This is a genomic window from Streptomyces violaceus (assembly GCF_036014075.1).
Lineage (GTDB): Bacteria > Actinomycetota > Actinomycetes > Streptomycetales > Streptomycetaceae > Streptomyces > Streptomyces violaceus.
Map to the genome: position 1 here is coordinate 2,285,052 of NZ_CP107911.1, position 15,221 is coordinate 2,300,272.

Below are 15,221 nucleotides of genomic sequence, written 5' to 3' on the forward strand. Positions count from 1 at the left end.
GCCAACTCAGGTTAGGCTCACCTGTGTGAGTACGTGCACGAGCGTCTCCCGGGACTTCGACGAGCCCGTTTCGGCGACCGCGGCCACCGCGAAAACCTGGCTGTTGCTGGAACAGCCCGGCCCGTGGGGTGCCAAGGCGCTCACCTCGAGCCACCTGGACCCCGCGCTGGGCCGTGCCCTGGAGGCGGCCGCTAAGGACACGGGTGTGCGGATCGTGCTGATCCGCCGCCCCGGGCGCCACGCGGACCGCCGTATGCCCGCCTCGCGCCGGGTGTACGCGGCCCACACCGTTCCGGGAAACGTCTGGCTGCACGGCGCCACGACCTCGGACCCGGAGCAGCTGCTCGATCTCGACTTCGCCGCGCTCGCCCGGGGCGACCACCACACCTTCGACGCCGTCCTCAGCGGCCGGCCCCACGACGGTGATCCGCTCGCCCTCGTCTGCACCAACGGCAAGCGGGACCGCTGCTGCGCCCTCCTGGGCCGGCCCCTCGCGGCCGAGCTCGCCACGTCGGGGGTCGAGGGCGTCTGGGAGGTCACCCATCTGGGTGGTCACCGCTTCTCCCCGACCGTGCTCGTGCTGCCGTACGGATACGCGTACGGCAGGGCCGAGGCCCACACCCTCAAGGAGGTCCTGCACGGCGCCCGGGAGGGGCGGATCGTCGTGGAGGGCTGCCGGGGCAGCTCGGCCTGGGAACGGCCCGGTCAGGCGGCCGAGCTCGCCGTGCGCACCGGGACCGGCGAGTATGCGGCGGAGGCGCTGAGCGTCGTACGGACGTCGGGCGCTGCCCCGCGCTGGGAGGTGACCGTCGCCCACACCGACGGGCGCCGCTGGCAGGTCGAGGTGGCCCAGGGCGCGGCCCTGCCGCCCCGTCCGGAGAGCTGCGGGGCGTCCGTCCTCGGTTCGCCCGCGCGGATGGCCGTCGTGGCGGTGCGCGAGATGAGGGTGACGACGGCACTCGCGAGCTGACCGGCCGGTCTCCGTGGCGGCTACCGTCCCGATCAAGCATTGATGCCACCTTCGCTCGGTGCCGCCTTCGCAAGCAGTGATCAAGAGATCCACGCCACACCCGTTACGGCAGGTAGGCAGCCGCACGTACGGTCTTGGGTATGAGCCCCACTCCCCCCGCACGCCGCCTGCGCCTCGGCCTCCCACGGCGGGTGTTCTCGCAGGTGCTGCTGATGCAGGTGGCGATCGCCGCGGGAGTCGCGGTCCTCGCGACCGGGCTGTTCCTCGCACCTCTGAGCAACCAGCTGGACGACCAGGCGATGCGCCGCGCCCTTGCGATCGCGCAGACGACCGCCCAGCAGCCCGATCTCGCGCGGGACCTGAGGGACACCCCTCCCTCCCCGAACGGTCCGGTGCAGCAGGAGGCGGAGCGGATCCGTAAGGCCACCCAGGCCGAGTACATCGTGGTGATGGACTGGCGCGGTGTGCGCTGGTCGCACACCGACAAGAAGCAGATCGGCGGCATCGTCTCGACCGACCCCGGCCAGGCCCTGGCCGGCAAGGAGGTCATGGAGATCGACAGCGGCACCCTGGGCCGCTCCGCCCGGGGCAAGGTGCCCCTGCGCGACAGCGACGGCTCCGTCGTCGGCGCCGTCTCGGTCGGCATCGCCTACGACAGCGTCCGGGCCCGGCTGATCCACGCGATCCCCGGGCTGCTCGCGTACGCCGGCGGCGCCCTGGCCGTCGGTGCGATGGCCGCGTGGCTCATCTCCCGGCGGGTCCACAGGCAGACCCGGGACCTGGCATTCTCCGACATCGCGGCGCTCCTGTCGGAACGCGAGGCGATGCTGCACGGCATCCGGGAGGGCGTCGTCGCCCTGGACCGCACCGGCCGCATCCGTCTCCTCAACGACGAGGCGCAGCGGCTGCTGAGCATCGGTGACGCGGCGGTGGGCCGTTCCCCGGACGAGGCGCTGGGCGGGGGTCGCACGGCCGATGTGCTGGCCGGGCGCGTGACCGGCACGGACCTGCTCACCGTGCGCGGCCAGCGCGTGCTGGTCGCCAACCGCATGCCCACCGACGACGGCGGCGCCGTGGCCACCCTGCGGGATCGCACCGAGCTGGAGCAACTGGGCCGCGAACTCGACTCCACCCGTGGTCTGATCGACGCCCTGCGCGCCCAGGACCACGAACACGCCAACCGTATGCACACGCTCCTGGGACTGCTCGAACTGGAGATGTACGACGACGCCGTCGAGTTCGTCGGCGAAGTCGTCGGTGACCACCGGGCCACCGCGGAGCAGGTCACCGAGCGGATCGAGGACCCGCTGCTCGCCGCCCTGCTGGTCGGCAAGGCGACCGTCGCGGCCGAGCGGGGCGTCGCCCTGTGGGTGTCGGACCGGACCCGGCTGCCCGACCGGCTGGTCGACCCCCAGGGGCTCGTGACCGTCGTCGGCAACCTCGTGGACAACGCCCTCGACGCCGTGGCGGGCAAGCCGCACGCGCGCGTGGAGGTCGAACTGCGCGCCGAAGGGCGTACGGCGATCCTCAGGGTGCGCGACACCGGGCCGGGAATCCCTCCGGAGCACCGGGAGTTGATCTTCACTGCGGGATGGTCTACGAAGAAGCCGCCGGCGCACCGCGAGCGGGGCATCGGCCTCTCCCTGGTGCGCAGGCTCGCCGAGCGGCAGGGGGGCAGCGCGACCGTCGACGAGGCCTACGGCGGGGGCGCGGAGTTCACCGTCGTCCTGCCCGAGGCGCTCGCCGATCCGGGCCCCGAACCGGCCCTGACCGTGCCGTCAGCTCCGCAGACCGCCAAGAAGGAGTCGTGATGTTCGAGGTCCTGGTCGTGGACGACGACACCAGAGTCGCGCGGGTCAACGCCGCCTACGTCGAGAAGGTGCCGGGCTTCCATGTCGCCGGCGAGGCCTACAGCGCTGCCGAGGCGCTGCTCCAGCTGGAGGCGCTGCCCCGGCTGGACCTGGTACTCCTGGACCACTACCTGCCCGACGAGACGGGGCTGGCGGTCGTCCAGGAGATGCGGCGGCGCGGCCACCAGACCGACGTGATCATGGTGACGGCGGCCCGGGACGTGTCCACCGTGCAGGCGGCGATGCGACAGGGGGCACTGCAGTACCTGGTCAAGCCGTTCGCCTTCGCCGGCCTGCGCGCCAAGCTGGAGGCTTACGCGGAGCTGCGCCGCACCCTCGACGGCGGCGGGGAGGCCGAGCAGGCCGAGGTGGACCGCATCTTCGGGGCGCTGTCGACCCCGTCGGAGCCCGATCTGCCCAAAGGGCACTCCCCCACCACCGCGGAGCTGGTCCGTCAGTCCCTGATGCACGCCGACGGGCCCCTGTCCGCCCAGGAGATCGCCGAGCGCACCGGAGTGAGCCGCCAGACCGCCCAGCGCTACCTGAAGCTCCTGGAGCGCACAGGACGGGCCAGGCTGACCCTCAAGTACGGGGACGCGGGCCGCCCGGAACACCGTTACGTGTGGGCGACCCGCGCCTAGTCGGAACAGTCCGGCGAGGCGGGGGAAGGCACCGCCCCTACGCTGCTCCCGCCCCGGTCAGCGACCGCACCTCGGTCTCCGCGTGCTTGGCCTCGTCAGGGACCTCCGACGCGGTGACCGTGCCCAGCCAGCCCGCGAGGAAGCCCAGCGGGATCGAGACCAGGCCCGGATTCTGCAAGGGGAAATACTGGAGGTCGACGCCCGGGAACAGCGAGTCCGGGCTGCCCGAGACCACGGGTGACAGCACCACGAGCACCACAGCCGGAACGAGACCGCCGTAGACGGCCCACACGGCGCCCCGGGTCGTGAAGCCGCGCCAGAACAGGGAGTAGAGCAGCACCGGAAAGTTCGCCGACGCGGCGACGGCGAAGGCGAGACCCACCAGGAACGCCACGTTGAGATCCCGCGCCAGCAGACCGAGGACGATCGCCACCACGCCCACTCCGACAGCCGCGACGCGGGCCACCGCCACCTCGCTGCGCGGCTTGCCGCCCCGGCGCCGCAAGGACGCGTACAGGTCGTGGGCCACCGAGGCCGATGACGCGAGCGTGATCCCGGCGACCACGGCGAGGATGGTGGCGAACGCGACCGCGGCGACGATCGCGAAGAGCACTGTCCCCCCGGTGGACCCGGCACCGCCGCCCAGATCGAGCGCCAGCAGCGGAACCGCCGTGTTCCCGGCCGCGTTCGACCCGCGTACGGCGTCCGGCCCCACGATGGCGGCCGCACCGAACCCGAGCACGATCGTCATCAGGTAGAAGCCGCCGATGAGTCCGATGGCCCAGACGACCGAGCGGCGAGCGGCGCGCGCGGTGGGCACCGTGTAGAAGCGGGACAGGATGTGCGGCAGACCGGCCGTACCAAGCACCAGGGCCAGTCCCAGACTGATGAAGTCGAAGCGAGCGGTCCAGTCCCCGCCGTACTTCAAGCCGGGCGCCAGGAACGCCTCCCCGTGACCGCTGCGCTCGGCCGCCGTGAGCAGCAGCCGGTCAAGGTCGCCGTGGAAGCGCATCAGGACCAGCGCCGTCAGCGCGATGGTGCCGCCGAGCAGCAGAACGGCCTTGACGATCTGAATCCACGTGGTCGCCCGCATCCCTCCCAACGACACATAGATCACCATGAGCGCGCCCACACCGATGACGGTCCAGGCCCGCGCCGCCTCGCTCGTACCCCCCAGCAGCAGCGCCACCAGGCTGCCCGCGCCGACCATCTGCGCCACCAGATACAGAACGGACACGGTGACCGAGGAGGTTCCCGCCGCGATCCGTACCGGCCGCTCTCTCATCCGCGCCGCCACGACGTCGGCGAGCGTGAACCGGCCGCAGTTGCGCACCAGTTCGGCGACGAGGAACAGCACCACCAGCCAGGCCACGAGGAACCCGACGACATAGAGCAGCCCGTCGTAGCCGAACAGCGCGATGAGCCCGGTGACTCCGAGGAAGGAGGCGGCCGACATGTAGTCGCCCGCGAGGGCAAAACCATTCTCCATGGGTGAGAAGAGCCGCCCCCCCGCGTAGAACTCCTCCGCCGAACCGCGCCGTTTACGGCTTACCCACGTCGTGATCGCCAGCGTGACCGCCACGAAGGCGCTGAACAGCAGCAGTGCCAGCGTCTGGTGTTCCCCCGTCACGAGACGCCGCCAGTCACGCCGCGCGTCAGTTCCTGTGTGTCCCAGCGCAGTTCGAGCGCCGCCCGGTCCCTGCGCAGCCGCGCGTGCCGCGCGTACGCCCAGGTGAGCAGGAACGTGGTCAGGAACTGCCCGAGCCCCGCAGCCATCGCCACGTTCACCGCTCCCGCCACGGGCCGGGCCATCAGCTCCGGCGCGGTCGTGGCAGCGACGACGTAGCCCACGTACCAGGCGAAGAAGGCCAAGAAGGCCGGCACCACGAACCTCCGGTACCGCCGCCGCACCTCCTGAAAGGCGGCGCTGCGCTGCACCTCCAGGTACACCTCGGCCGGCGCGGCCCCGGTCTCGCCCTCCCCTCGCGCCGACGGCACCACCGCCGGAGCGGGCACCCCGGCGCCGGCCGACTCGCCCCAGCCGGAGGCGAGGGCGTCGTACCAGGGGTCGTCGTACCTGAGGTGCCGGGCCTCTTCGGCCGGGACCGGGTCATGAGCGTCGAGAGACTCGACCCAACTTTCCTGACCGGCCCCGCTTCCGCGGGGACGGCCCTTGCTTGGCTGCATGCCCAAGGATGGACAGAACGGGAAGATCCCTGACTCTTCTTCCCTTTCCTCTTCACTCCTTCAGGTGACTCAACCCGCTGGTGGCCGCACCAGGCCCTTTTCATAGGCGTAACGCACCGCCTGGGCACGGTCCTTGATTCCCGCCTTGGTGAAAAGGTTGTTGATATGGGTCTTCACGGTCGCGGTGGAGATATGGAGTCTGCGGCCGATCTCCTGGTTGCTGAGCCCGTCGGCGATGAGGACCAGCACCTCCGTCTCGCGCACGGTAAGCCCGTCCGGTGCCTCAGCGGGCGCCGCCGGTCTCGGGTCCGCCAAGCGCTCCAGCAGCCGCCTCTGGATGCTCGGCGAGAGCCCAGCCTGCCCGGACAGCACACTGTGCACGGCCCGCACGATCTCGTCTCCGTCCGCGTCCTTCGTGAGATAGCCGCGCGCTCCGGCAGCCAGCGCCGGGAACAGGGACTCGTCGTCCGCGTAGGTCGTGAGCACCACGACCTGCGTCCCGGGGTGCTGTGCGCGGATCCTGCGGGTCGCCTCCACTCCGTCGCAGCGGGGCATGCGCAGGTCCATCAGCACCACGTCCGGGGCCAGTTCGGCGACGAGCCTCACCGCCTCCTCACCGTCTCCGGCAGCGCCTACCACCTCGATCCCGGGCAGCAGACCGAGCAGCATCACGATGCCCTCCCGCACCACGGTCTGGTCGTCCACGACCACCACCCGAGCGGGCTTCCGCTCGGCCTCCTGCGTCATACCGGCACCTTCAACGTCACCACGAACCCCTCCTCGCCGGGCCCGGCCTCGAGCGAGCCGCCCAGCAGTTCGGCACGCTCCCGCATGCCCAGCAGACCGTAACCGGCGCCCGTCCGGGTCAGCTCGCCCGGCGAGCCGCCCGAGTCCCGCACGTCGAGGGTCACTTGGTGCGGACGGTAGTCGAGCCGCAGGCGCACCTTGGCGCCCCGAGCGTGCTTGCGGACGTTCGTCAGAGCCTCCTGGGCGGCTCTGCGCACGGTCTGCGAGGCCTCGGCCGGCAGCGCCCTGCGTTCACCCGTGATGGTGATCTCGGCGCCGTCGACCGAACCCACCAGCTGGTTCAAAAAGTCCTCCAACGGGGTCAGCTCCCCACGCAGGGCCGAGAGCGCCTGCCGGGTTTCGGAGAGTCCGCCACGCGCCATCTCGCGTGCCGCCACCACTCGTTCGAGCACCTGCTCCCGTTCCCCTCCGCGCTCGATCAGTAGCCGGGCCGCCTCCAGGTGTACGAGCTGGGCCGAGAGGCTGTGCGCCAGCACGTCGTGGATCTCCCGCGCTATGCGGGCTCGCTCCGCGAGCGCCGCCGTCTCCGCCTCGGCCGCGCGTGCGGCCCGCTCCTGAGCGAGCAGCCGCTGAGCGCTGCCACGGGCCTCGGCGTCGAGACGCAGCGTGTATCCGGCGAGCGCGAGGCCGACTCCGGTGACCACGGCGGTCAGTACGTCGTCGTTGTCGACGGCCCCGTACGAACCGAGTGCCACGCCGGCCGCGGTGAGGGCGACTGCCGGGGGAAGCCGTTCCAGCGCCGAGACGGCGCACCCGCACCACATGACCAGGGCCGCCACCTTGAACCCCGACATATGGGCCGCGACGGCAAGACCCTGGAGCAGCGCGAGCGATGCCAGCGACAGCCACAGGCGGTGCTGGAGTGTGGTCCGGAAGAACGCCCATGCGAGCAGCGCCGCCAGCAGCACTCCGCCGGCGCCGGCAGTCGCCCTCCAGCCGCCCGCGTGGCCGTCGGAGAAGGCACCCCACAGCAAGAGGCCCAGGACCAGGGCCCTCACCGTCCAGGCCAGCATGCAGCGGGAGCGTGAGATTCCCTCGCGGCTGAGCGCCTCCCGGGAAGGCCAGCGTGTCCAGGCGTTCTTCTTCACACGCGTTCCTTCCCCGCAGGTCGGTCCGTGCTTTCACGGTACGCCCCGCGCATGTTCGCGGCAGGGCGCAGCGACTGACCGCGCCAGGCCAGGACTCCGGCTCGGACGAGGAGGGTTCCGGCCAGCCCCAACAACAGGGCCGAGCTGTCCTGGTGAGCGCCCACCGCGGCCCCCAGCGCGAAGAAGCCGACACGCAGTCCGATGCCGACGACCCAGAGGGCGGCACTCGCCATGCTGCTCCCGCTCCACACGGTGCCGTCCGGCTCCACCCATATGCGGGTGGTCCAGGCCCAGACGGCTCCGGTGGCCAGGCCGACGAGCAGTTCGGCGCCGAGCAGGAGCACCGAGGCCGTGTGGTGATGCGGATCGAGTATGCCGGGCTCGCGCAGCGCGACGACGGCCAGGATCGCGGGCAGGAGCCACCAGCGGCGCTCGCTGTCGATCCGGCTCGCGCGGAACTGACGGGCGATCACCACGAGGGCAGCGGCCACGATCACCAACGCGTCGACGAGCCCGGACATCACGACCTCCGTGAGCGAGAAGGGGGCTGCCGGCAGCGGGTGCCGCCGGCTCCTTCGACGCTACGGAAATCGCCAGGTCACAGGATCGGAGCCAGGGTGGATCACGGGTGGATCCCAGACCGGGCGTCTCTCCACCCACGGGTGGAGAGACGCCTCGTGCGAGCATCGTGACGGGCGGGAGCGGCGCTGGCGGGCTCGGCCGGGGCATGTCCGGACGCCTCATTCGGGCACCGCTGGTGCCGCACCTGAACCAGGGCGGCACAGAGATGTCCCCGAGCGGTTCACGCCGGTCAGCGACGCCCCGCCCCTGCCCGGCTACGGTCCGGAGCAGCGGCTACGCATCGATCCGCGACCGGTCCAGCGTCGCCGCTGAGTTGGAGATGAACTCCTTGCGCGGCGCGACGTCGTTGCCCATCAGCAGGTCGAAGACCTGCTCGGCCGACTCCAGGTCGGAGAGGTTGATCCGGCGCAGGGTGCGGTGGCGCGGGTCCATGGTCGTCTCGGCCAGCTGGTCGGCGTCCATCTCGCCGAGACCCTTGTAGCGCTGGATCGAGTCCTTGTAGCGGATGCCCTTGCTCTGGAACTCCATGAGCTTGTCCCGCAGTTCCCGGTCCGAGTACGTGTAGACGTACTTGTCCTGGCCCTTCTTCGGCTGGACGATCTCGATGCGGTGCAGCGGGGGCACCGCCGCGAAGACCCGGCCGGCCTCGACCATGGGCCGCATGTAGCGGTGGAACAGGGTCAGGAGCAGGGTGCGGATGTGCGAGCCGTCGACATCGGCGTCGGTCATCATGATGATCTTGCCGTAGCGAGCCGTGTCGATGTCGAAGGTCCGGCCCGATCCGGCTCCTATGACCTGGATGATCGCGCCGCACTCGGCGTTCTTCAGCATGTCCGTCACGGACGACTTCTGGACGTTGAGGATCTTGCCCCGGATCGGCAGCAGCGCCTGGAACTCCGAGTTCCGGGCGAGCTTGGCCGTACCGAGCGCTGAGTCGCCCTCGACGATGAACAGTTCACTGCGGTCGACATCGTCGCTGCGGCAGTCGGCGAGCTTGGCCGGCAGCGAGGAGGACTCCAGAGCCGTTTTGCGCCGCTGCGCGTCCTTGTGCTGGCGGGCGGCGATGCGCGTACGGGCCGCGGCGACGGCCTTCTCCATGACCACCCGGGCCTGGGCGGCGGCGTCCCGCTTCGTGGAGGTCAGGAACGCCTTGAGCTCCTTGACGACCACGTTGTTCACGATCCGCCGCGCCGCAGAGGTGCCGAGCACCTCCTTGGTCTGGCCCTCGAACTGGGGCTCGGCGAGGCGCACCGTGACGACCGCGGTGAGGCCCTCCAGGGCGTCGTCCTTGACGATGTCGTCCTCGGCGACGCGCAGCAGCTTCTTGGTGCGCAGCACCTCGTTCATCGTCTTCACGACGGCCTGCTCGAAACCGGCGACGTGGGTGCCGCCCTTGGGGGTGGCGATGATGTTCACGAACGACTTGAGCGTCGTGTCATATCCCGTGCCCCAGCGCAGCGCGACGTCGACGCCGAGCTCCCGGGTGACCTCGGTGGGCGTCATCTGGCCGTGGTCGTCCAGGACGGGGACTGTCTCCTTGAAGATGCCCTGTCCGGAGAAACGGAGGACGTCGCAGACCGGCTTGTCGCTCGCCAGGTACTCGCAGAACTCGCTGATACCGCCGTCGAAACGGAAGGACTCCTCGCCCTTGCTGCCGCCCTCGCCGAGTCCGTACTCGTCGCGCACGACGATGGTCAGGCCGGGCACCAGGAAGGCCGTCTGGCGGGCACGCTGATGCAGGTTCTCCAGGGAGAGCTTGGCGTCCTTGAGGAAGATCTGGCGGTCGGCCCAGTACCGCACGCGCGTGCCGGTACGGCTCTTCGGGATCTTCTTGGCCTTGCGCAGCCCGCCCTTGGCGTCGAACTTGGCGTCCGGGCCGTTCCCGGCGAAAGCCCCCGGGACGCCGCGCCGGAAGCTGATGGCGTGGGTGTGCCCGCCGCGGTCCACCTCGATGTCCAGGCGGGCGGAGAGGGCGTTCACCACTGAGGCGCCGACGCCGTGCAGGCCACCGGAGGCGGCGTACGAGCCGCCGCCGAACTTGCCGCCGGCGTGCAGCTTGGTCATGACGACCTCGACACCGGAGAGGCCGGTCTTGGGCTCGACGTCGACCGGGATGCCGCGGCCGTTGTCCCGGACCTCGACGGATCCGTCGTCCTGGAGGATGACCTCGATGTGGTCGCAGTAGCCGCCCAGGGCCTCGTCGACGGAGTTGTCGATGATCTCCCAGAGGCAGTGCATGAGACCGCGGCTGTCGGTCGACCCGATATACATGCCCGGGCGCTTGCGCACGGCTTCGAGCCCCTCAAGGACGAGCAGGTGCCGCGCGGTGTAGTTGGATCCGTCCCGGTCTGCTCCTGCCAGCAGAGCTGTGGACGGCACGGACGTTTCGGCGGTCACGCGGTTCGCTCCTCGCTGAATTTCAGATGGGGCCCTCATGGGTAAGGGCACGGCTTCAGTCACCGGTGAGAGGGTACCGAGGCCTGGTAGAGCCGTTGTAACGCCACCCTGCCAGAGACTCACACTAGTCCAGGCTCGCATGCGTGTTCGATCCCTCGTTGGAGTGAAGTACACATCACGTTCCCTTCCAGGCATGAACCATTTAGGCTCCGGGCACGTCCTCATGAACAACCGGCAACCCAGCCGGGAGGACCGACCACCGAAACAACGCGAAGCCCCGTAAGACACATAGACACGCAATACGGCACATTCGCCGCCAACCGGCAGCAGACAGCCGCCTCGCAAGATTTTTTCGAGGAAAAGCCACGAGCGGGAACGTTTTATGGCTGGTTGGATGTTGACCCTGGTACGACAGCTCGTCGAGCTAGAGAAGAGGCGACGTGACTACTGTTCTGACCCCCGCGAGCCCGTTGACGGCCGCTGATCGCTGCGACCGCTGCGGCGCCCAGGCGTACCTGCGCGTCGTCCTGCTCAGCGGCGGAGAACTGCTCTTCTGCGCCCACCACGGTCGCAAGTTCGAGCCGGAACTCAAGAAGATCGCCGCTGAGATACAGGACGAGACGGAGCGGCTCACCGTTCCCGCGACCGCCTCCGAAGAAGAGCGCTGACACCTCGCGTTCCGACGACGAGCCAGCCCGGCACAGGCCGGTGAATGGGCGGCTGCCTCTGAGAGCAGAGGCAGCCGCCCGTCCTCGTCCTCCACAAGCCCGCCCAGGCTCCGCCGGACGCCCCCGCGAGTCTCCTCAGCCCCGTGTCCAGCCGAGCGTCCGCATGATGTCGGACACACGCATGTACACCCCGGGGCTGCCGGACCGCCCGCAGCCGATCCCCCAGGACACGAGCCCGATCAACCGCCCCCGGGCCACCAGCGGCCCCCCGCTGTCGCCCTGGCAGGCGTCCCGGCCTCCACCTCTCTCCCCCGCGCACAGCATGCTCCCGGCTTCGTAGGTGCCGTCGGACCCGCCCGGATAGGCGTCCTCGCAGAGCTCATCGGAGAGCACGCGCACGCGCGCAGCGCGCAGACTGTTCGGATACTCGCCGGCGCCGGAGGTGTCGCCCCACCCGTACACCGTCGCAGCCTCACCCACCGCGTACGCGGGATCACCGTCGGCCGCCATACCGATCACCGAGCCGGCGGGCAGAGGTTCGGCCAGGGTGAGTACGGCGTAGTCCCCGAAGTTGCTGACACCGTCGTACACCGGATTCACCCAGGAACGCCGCACGGCGATCTCCCGGCCGCTGCGGTCCGAGAGCAGGTCTGTGCGTCCCGCTATGACCTTGAGGTCACGCACACGCTCCGGCGCTACACCCAAGACCTCCTTGTCCAGGCAGTGGGCGGCGGTGAGCACCGTGCTGCGACCGACCGCCACGCCGCCGCAGAACTGCCCAGCTCGCGTACCCCCGAACCGGTCACGGCTGGACAGGGCGACCGTCCACGGACTCTCGGACACATCTACAGGGAATCCGCCTATGACCACACTGTCGGCGGCCACAGGGGCACTGGAGGCCACTGATATGGCGGATGCCGCGGCTGCCAGGACCAGCGGTCGGGCCAGGGCCCGGGCAAGGCGACGACGCATACCCACTCCTCACTCCGTGGTGTCCACTGAACACCCAGAGTGATTCACCCTGCGCCGCGCCGCACCCCCGGGGAGACACGGCATGGCGGAAGGCCCGGTCCCCTCAGGGAACCGGGTCTTCCGCGTCGTACGACCGGCGACTAGTCGAGGTAGTCGCGCAGTACCTGCGAACGGGACGGGTGGCGCAGCTTCGACATGGTCTTGGACTCGATCTGGCGGATCCGCTCACGCGTGACGCCGTAGACCTTGCCGATCTCGTCGAGGGTCTTCGGCTGACCGTCGGTGAGACCGAAACGCATGGAGACGACGCCCGCCTCGCGCTCGGACAGCGTGTCCAGGACGGAGTGCAGCTGCTCCTGGAGAAGGGTGAAGCTGACCGCGTCGGCCGGGACGACCGCCTCGGAGTCCTCGATGAGGTCACCGAACTCGCTGTCGCCGTCCTCGCCCAGCGGGGTGTGCAGCGAGATGGGCTCGCGGCCGTACTTCTGGACCTCGATGACCTTTTCCGGGGTCATGTCGAGTTCCTTGGCCAGCTCCTCCGGGGTGGGCTCGCGGCCCAGGTCCTGGAGCATCTGACGCTGCACGCGCGCGAGCTTGTTGATGACCTCGACCATGTGCACCGGGATACGGATGGTGCGGGCCTGGTCGGCCATGGCGCGGGTGATCGCCTGACGGATCCACCAGGTGGCGTACGTGGAGAACTTGTAGCCCTTGGTGTAGTCGAACTTCTCCACCGCGCGGATCAGACCGAGGTTGCCCTCCTGGATGAGGTCCAGGAAGAGCATTCCGCGGCCCGTGTAGCGCTTGGCCAGGGAGACCACCAGACGGAGGTTGGCCTCCAGGAGGTGGTTCTTGGCGCGGCGGCCGTCCTCGGCGATGATCTCCAGCTCGCGCTTGAGCTTGGGGGCGAGCTTGTCGGCGTTGGCCAGCTTGTCCTCGGCGAACAGACCGGCCTCGATGCGCTTGGCGAGCTCGACCTCCTGCTCAGCGTTGAGCAGCGGGACCTTGCCGATCTGCTTGAGGTAGTCCTTGACCGGGTCGGCGGTGGCGCCGGCGGCGGCGACCTGCTGGGCGGGCGCGTCGTCCTCGTCCTCGTCGGACAGCACGAAGCCCGCGTTCTCCGGCGTGCTCTCGGGCTCCTCACCGGCCTTGACCGGGGCTGCTTCCTCGAGCACCTCCTCTTCGAGGAGTTCGGCGTCGTCCTTCTTGGCGCTGGTCTTCTTGGCCGCCGTCTTCTTGGCGACGGTCTTCTTCGCGGCCGCCTTCTTGGCGGTCGTCTTCTTGGCGGCTGCCTTCTTGGCAGGCGCCTCGTCCTCGACGGCGGGCTCGGCGGCGGGCGCCGCCGGCGTGGCGGTGGCGGTGGCCTTCCTGGTGGTCACCGCCTTGGCCGCGACCGTCTTGGTGGCGGTGCGCTTGGCGGGACTCTTCGCTGCGACGCTCTTTCGGGTGCGCTTGGGCTCTGCGGCACTGACCATCAGCGTCACACCCTCTTCCTCGAGGATCTGGTTGAGGCTGCGCAGTACGTTCTTCCACTGAGTGGCCGGAATCTGGTCAGCTTCGAAGGCCCGACGCACGTCATCGCCGGCGATCTGCCCCTCAGCCTTTCCCCGCTCAATGAGCGCCATGACAGAGACGGACTCGGCGATCTCCGGCGGGAGCGTACGGGATGTGCTGGCCGACACGAACAACCTCTCGGAACGTTGGAAAACGGCTTCCGGCCCCGTCCACAGTGGACAGGAGCCGACCGCCGGCTTGGGGATGGGCCGACGGCGCGGGCGGGGGCCGGGAAGATGCACAGCGCCGTGAACGACGTCCGTATTCCCTCCGCGGCTGCCACCTCTTAGGTCATCGCGTTCTTCCCGCGAGCGTTACGCCCAATCCGCGTGGCCCGAGTCACACCACGTAAGCGGATAAAAACGGTCAGATACGGATAGAGGCTGTCACTCCTGGACGTGACCTTACCGCTGCGGCGGATGGGTGGCCCCTTCGCGCCGTCGGACCCCGCAGGATCACAAAGGATCCTGCGGGGTCCGACGGGAGGCGGTTCATCGATCGGGCGCTGCCACAGGAGGGGGGTGGCGCACCCGGCCGCGCCGCCCGCGGAACGCGGTCAGTGCTCGCGCGGGGCGGGCACTACCCGTTCCACCTCGGGGTGGACCGTGAGGAGTTGGCGCATCGCCGTCTCGGCCGCGGCTCCGTCACCGGCGGCGAGGGCGTCACAGATACGGCCGTGGTGCGCCAGCGACGCCTCGTTCGGCCGGTCACAGCCCGTGACCGGGCCGCCCGAGACCTGGAGGGCCGAGGACACGATTCCCGAGAGGTGCTCCAGCATGCGATTGCCCGCGACCTGGATGAGAAGCGAGTGGAACTCGGAGTCGGCGCGGGAGAACGTGAGCGCGTCACCCTGGGCCATCGCGTGCCCCATGATCTCGACCATGTCCATCAGGCGCTGCTGGACGTCCTCGCGCCCGTGGCCGGCGGCGAGGCGGGCGGCGAGCGGCTCGATCGTCCACCGCAGCTCGCTCAGCTCGCGGCGCTGGTCGTCGCGCTGCGGCCCGAAGGCCCGCCACTCGATGATGTCCGGGTCGAGGAGGTTCCAGTCGCTGACCGGGCGCACACGCGTGCCGACGTTCGGGCGGGCGCTCACCAGGCCCTTGGCTTCCAGGACGCGGAGCGACTCTCGGACGACGGTACGGGAGACCTCGAAGCGCTGGCCGATCTCCTCGGGCACCAGCGGGCGGTCGGCGCCCAGGTCACCGGAGACGATCATCTGACCCAGCTGCTGAACGAGTTGGCCGTGCAGCCCGCGTCCGCGGCTGCCCGCGGCGCGTCGGCCCACACGGCCCAGCTCGGGGTCCGCGCCGTCCCAGGCAGAGACCCCGACGCGGTCGACGGCGGGCGCCTCGGCGTACGGGTAGCGGTCGAGTTCGCCCGGGCTCGCGAGGCCGGAGTCAGCGGAGCGGGCGGCGGTCATCATGGTGTGCGCAAGGGTACTCACGCTTCCTTTGTCGGCGCCGTCTCCAACTCCCTTGAGGTCTTTGGTGAAAAGCACACGAAAG

13 protein-coding genes are annotated in these 15,221 nt (G+C 70.0%); 4 read left to right on the plus strand and 9 right to left on the minus strand.

The features are described from left to right. The first annotated feature begins 25 nt into the window (after positions 1-25). From OG542_RS10185 to OG542_RS10195, 3 genes are all read left to right on the plus strand, one after another. Positions 26-970 (plus strand): sucrase ferredoxin, encoded by a 945-nt coding sequence (locus OG542_RS10185; protein ID WP_328410109.1) that lies wholly within the window; start codon positions 26-28, stop codon positions 968-970. 140 nt (positions 971-1,110) lie between these two features. Continuing rightward, entirely contained in the window at positions 1,111-2,781 is a 1,671-nt protein-coding gene (locus OG542_RS10190) for a sensor histidine kinase (protein ID WP_328410111.1), read from the plus strand. Continuing rightward, positions 2,781-3,461 carry a response regulator gene (locus tag OG542_RS10195; protein WP_328410113.1) on the plus strand — a complete coding sequence of 227 codons (681 nt, stop codon included), beginning with the start codon at positions 2,781-2,783 and terminating at the stop codon, positions 3,459-3,461. The genes OG542_RS10190 and OG542_RS10195 overlap by 1 nt, the downstream gene beginning before the upstream one ends. Before the next feature lie 37 nt (positions 3,462-3,498). Here the strand turns inward: OG542_RS10195 and OG542_RS10200 are convergent, their stop codons facing one another. The 6 genes from OG542_RS10200 to OG542_RS10225 all read right to left on the minus strand — a co-directional run bounded on the left by OG542_RS10200 (position 3,499) and on the right by OG542_RS10225 (position 10,522). Further along, positions 3,499-5,091, minus strand: coding sequence for a solute symporter family protein (locus OG542_RS10200; protein ID WP_328410115.1), 1,593 nt, complete (start codon positions 5,089-5,091; stop codon positions 3,499-3,501). Next, positions 5,088-5,648 carry a DUF485 domain-containing protein gene (locus tag OG542_RS10205; RefSeq protein WP_328410117.1) on the minus strand — a complete coding sequence of 187 codons (561 nt, stop codon included), beginning with the start codon at positions 5,646-5,648 and terminating at the stop codon, positions 5,088-5,090. The genes OG542_RS10200 and OG542_RS10205 overlap by 4 nt, the downstream gene beginning before the upstream one ends. Positions 5,649-5,717: 69 nt before the next feature. Next, complete coding sequence (locus OG542_RS10210; protein WP_328410119.1) at positions 5,718-6,395, minus strand: response regulator transcription factor; 678 nt, start codon at positions 6,393-6,395, stop codon at positions 5,718-5,720. Continuing rightward, the gene (locus OG542_RS10215) at positions 6,392-7,543 is read right to left on the minus strand and encodes a sensor histidine kinase (protein WP_311128080.1); all 1,152 of its coding nucleotides are present in this window, start codon (positions 7,541-7,543) and stop codon (positions 6,392-6,394) included. The genes OG542_RS10210 and OG542_RS10215 overlap by 4 nt, the downstream gene beginning before the upstream one ends. Further along, entirely contained in the window at positions 7,540-8,064 is a 525-nt protein-coding gene (locus OG542_RS10220; protein WP_328410121.1) for a DUF1453 domain-containing protein, read from the minus strand. Before OG542_RS10220 ends, OG542_RS10215 begins: the two co-directional genes overlap by 4 nt. A 334-nt stretch (positions 8,065-8,398) precedes the next feature. Next, positions 8,399-10,522, minus strand: a complete 2,124-nt coding sequence (locus OG542_RS10225; protein ID WP_193476407.1) for a DNA gyrase/topoisomerase IV subunit B — start codon at positions 10,520-10,522, stop codon at positions 8,399-8,401. A gap of 440 nt (positions 10,523-10,962) precedes the next feature. Between OG542_RS10225 and OG542_RS10230 the strand changes: the two genes are divergently transcribed. Then, complete coding sequence (locus tag OG542_RS10230; protein ID WP_193476406.1) at positions 10,963-11,190, plus strand: DUF7455 domain-containing protein; 228 nt, start codon at positions 10,963-10,965, stop codon at positions 11,188-11,190. Positions 11,191-11,325: 135 nt separating this feature from the next. On the opposite strand, the gene OG542_RS10235 is transcribed toward OG542_RS10230, so the two are convergent. The 3 genes from OG542_RS10235 to OG542_RS10245 form a co-directional block, all read right to left on the minus strand. Then, positions 11,326-12,162 (minus strand): S1 family serine peptidase, encoded by an 837-nt coding sequence (locus tag OG542_RS10235; RefSeq protein WP_328410123.1) that lies wholly within the window; start codon positions 12,160-12,162, stop codon positions 11,326-11,328. Positions 12,163-12,302: 140 nt separating this feature from the next. Next, on the minus strand, positions 12,303-13,844 hold the full coding sequence (locus OG542_RS10240; RefSeq protein ID WP_261677345.1) for an RNA polymerase sigma factor: 1,542 nt from the start codon (positions 13,842-13,844) through the stop codon (positions 12,303-12,305). A gap of 428 nt (positions 13,845-14,272) precedes the next feature. Then, positions 14,273-15,160, minus strand: a complete 888-nt coding sequence (locus tag OG542_RS10245; protein WP_193476403.1) for a FadR/GntR family transcriptional regulator — start codon at positions 15,158-15,160, stop codon at positions 14,273-14,275. Positions 15,161-15,221: the final 61 nt, after the last annotated feature.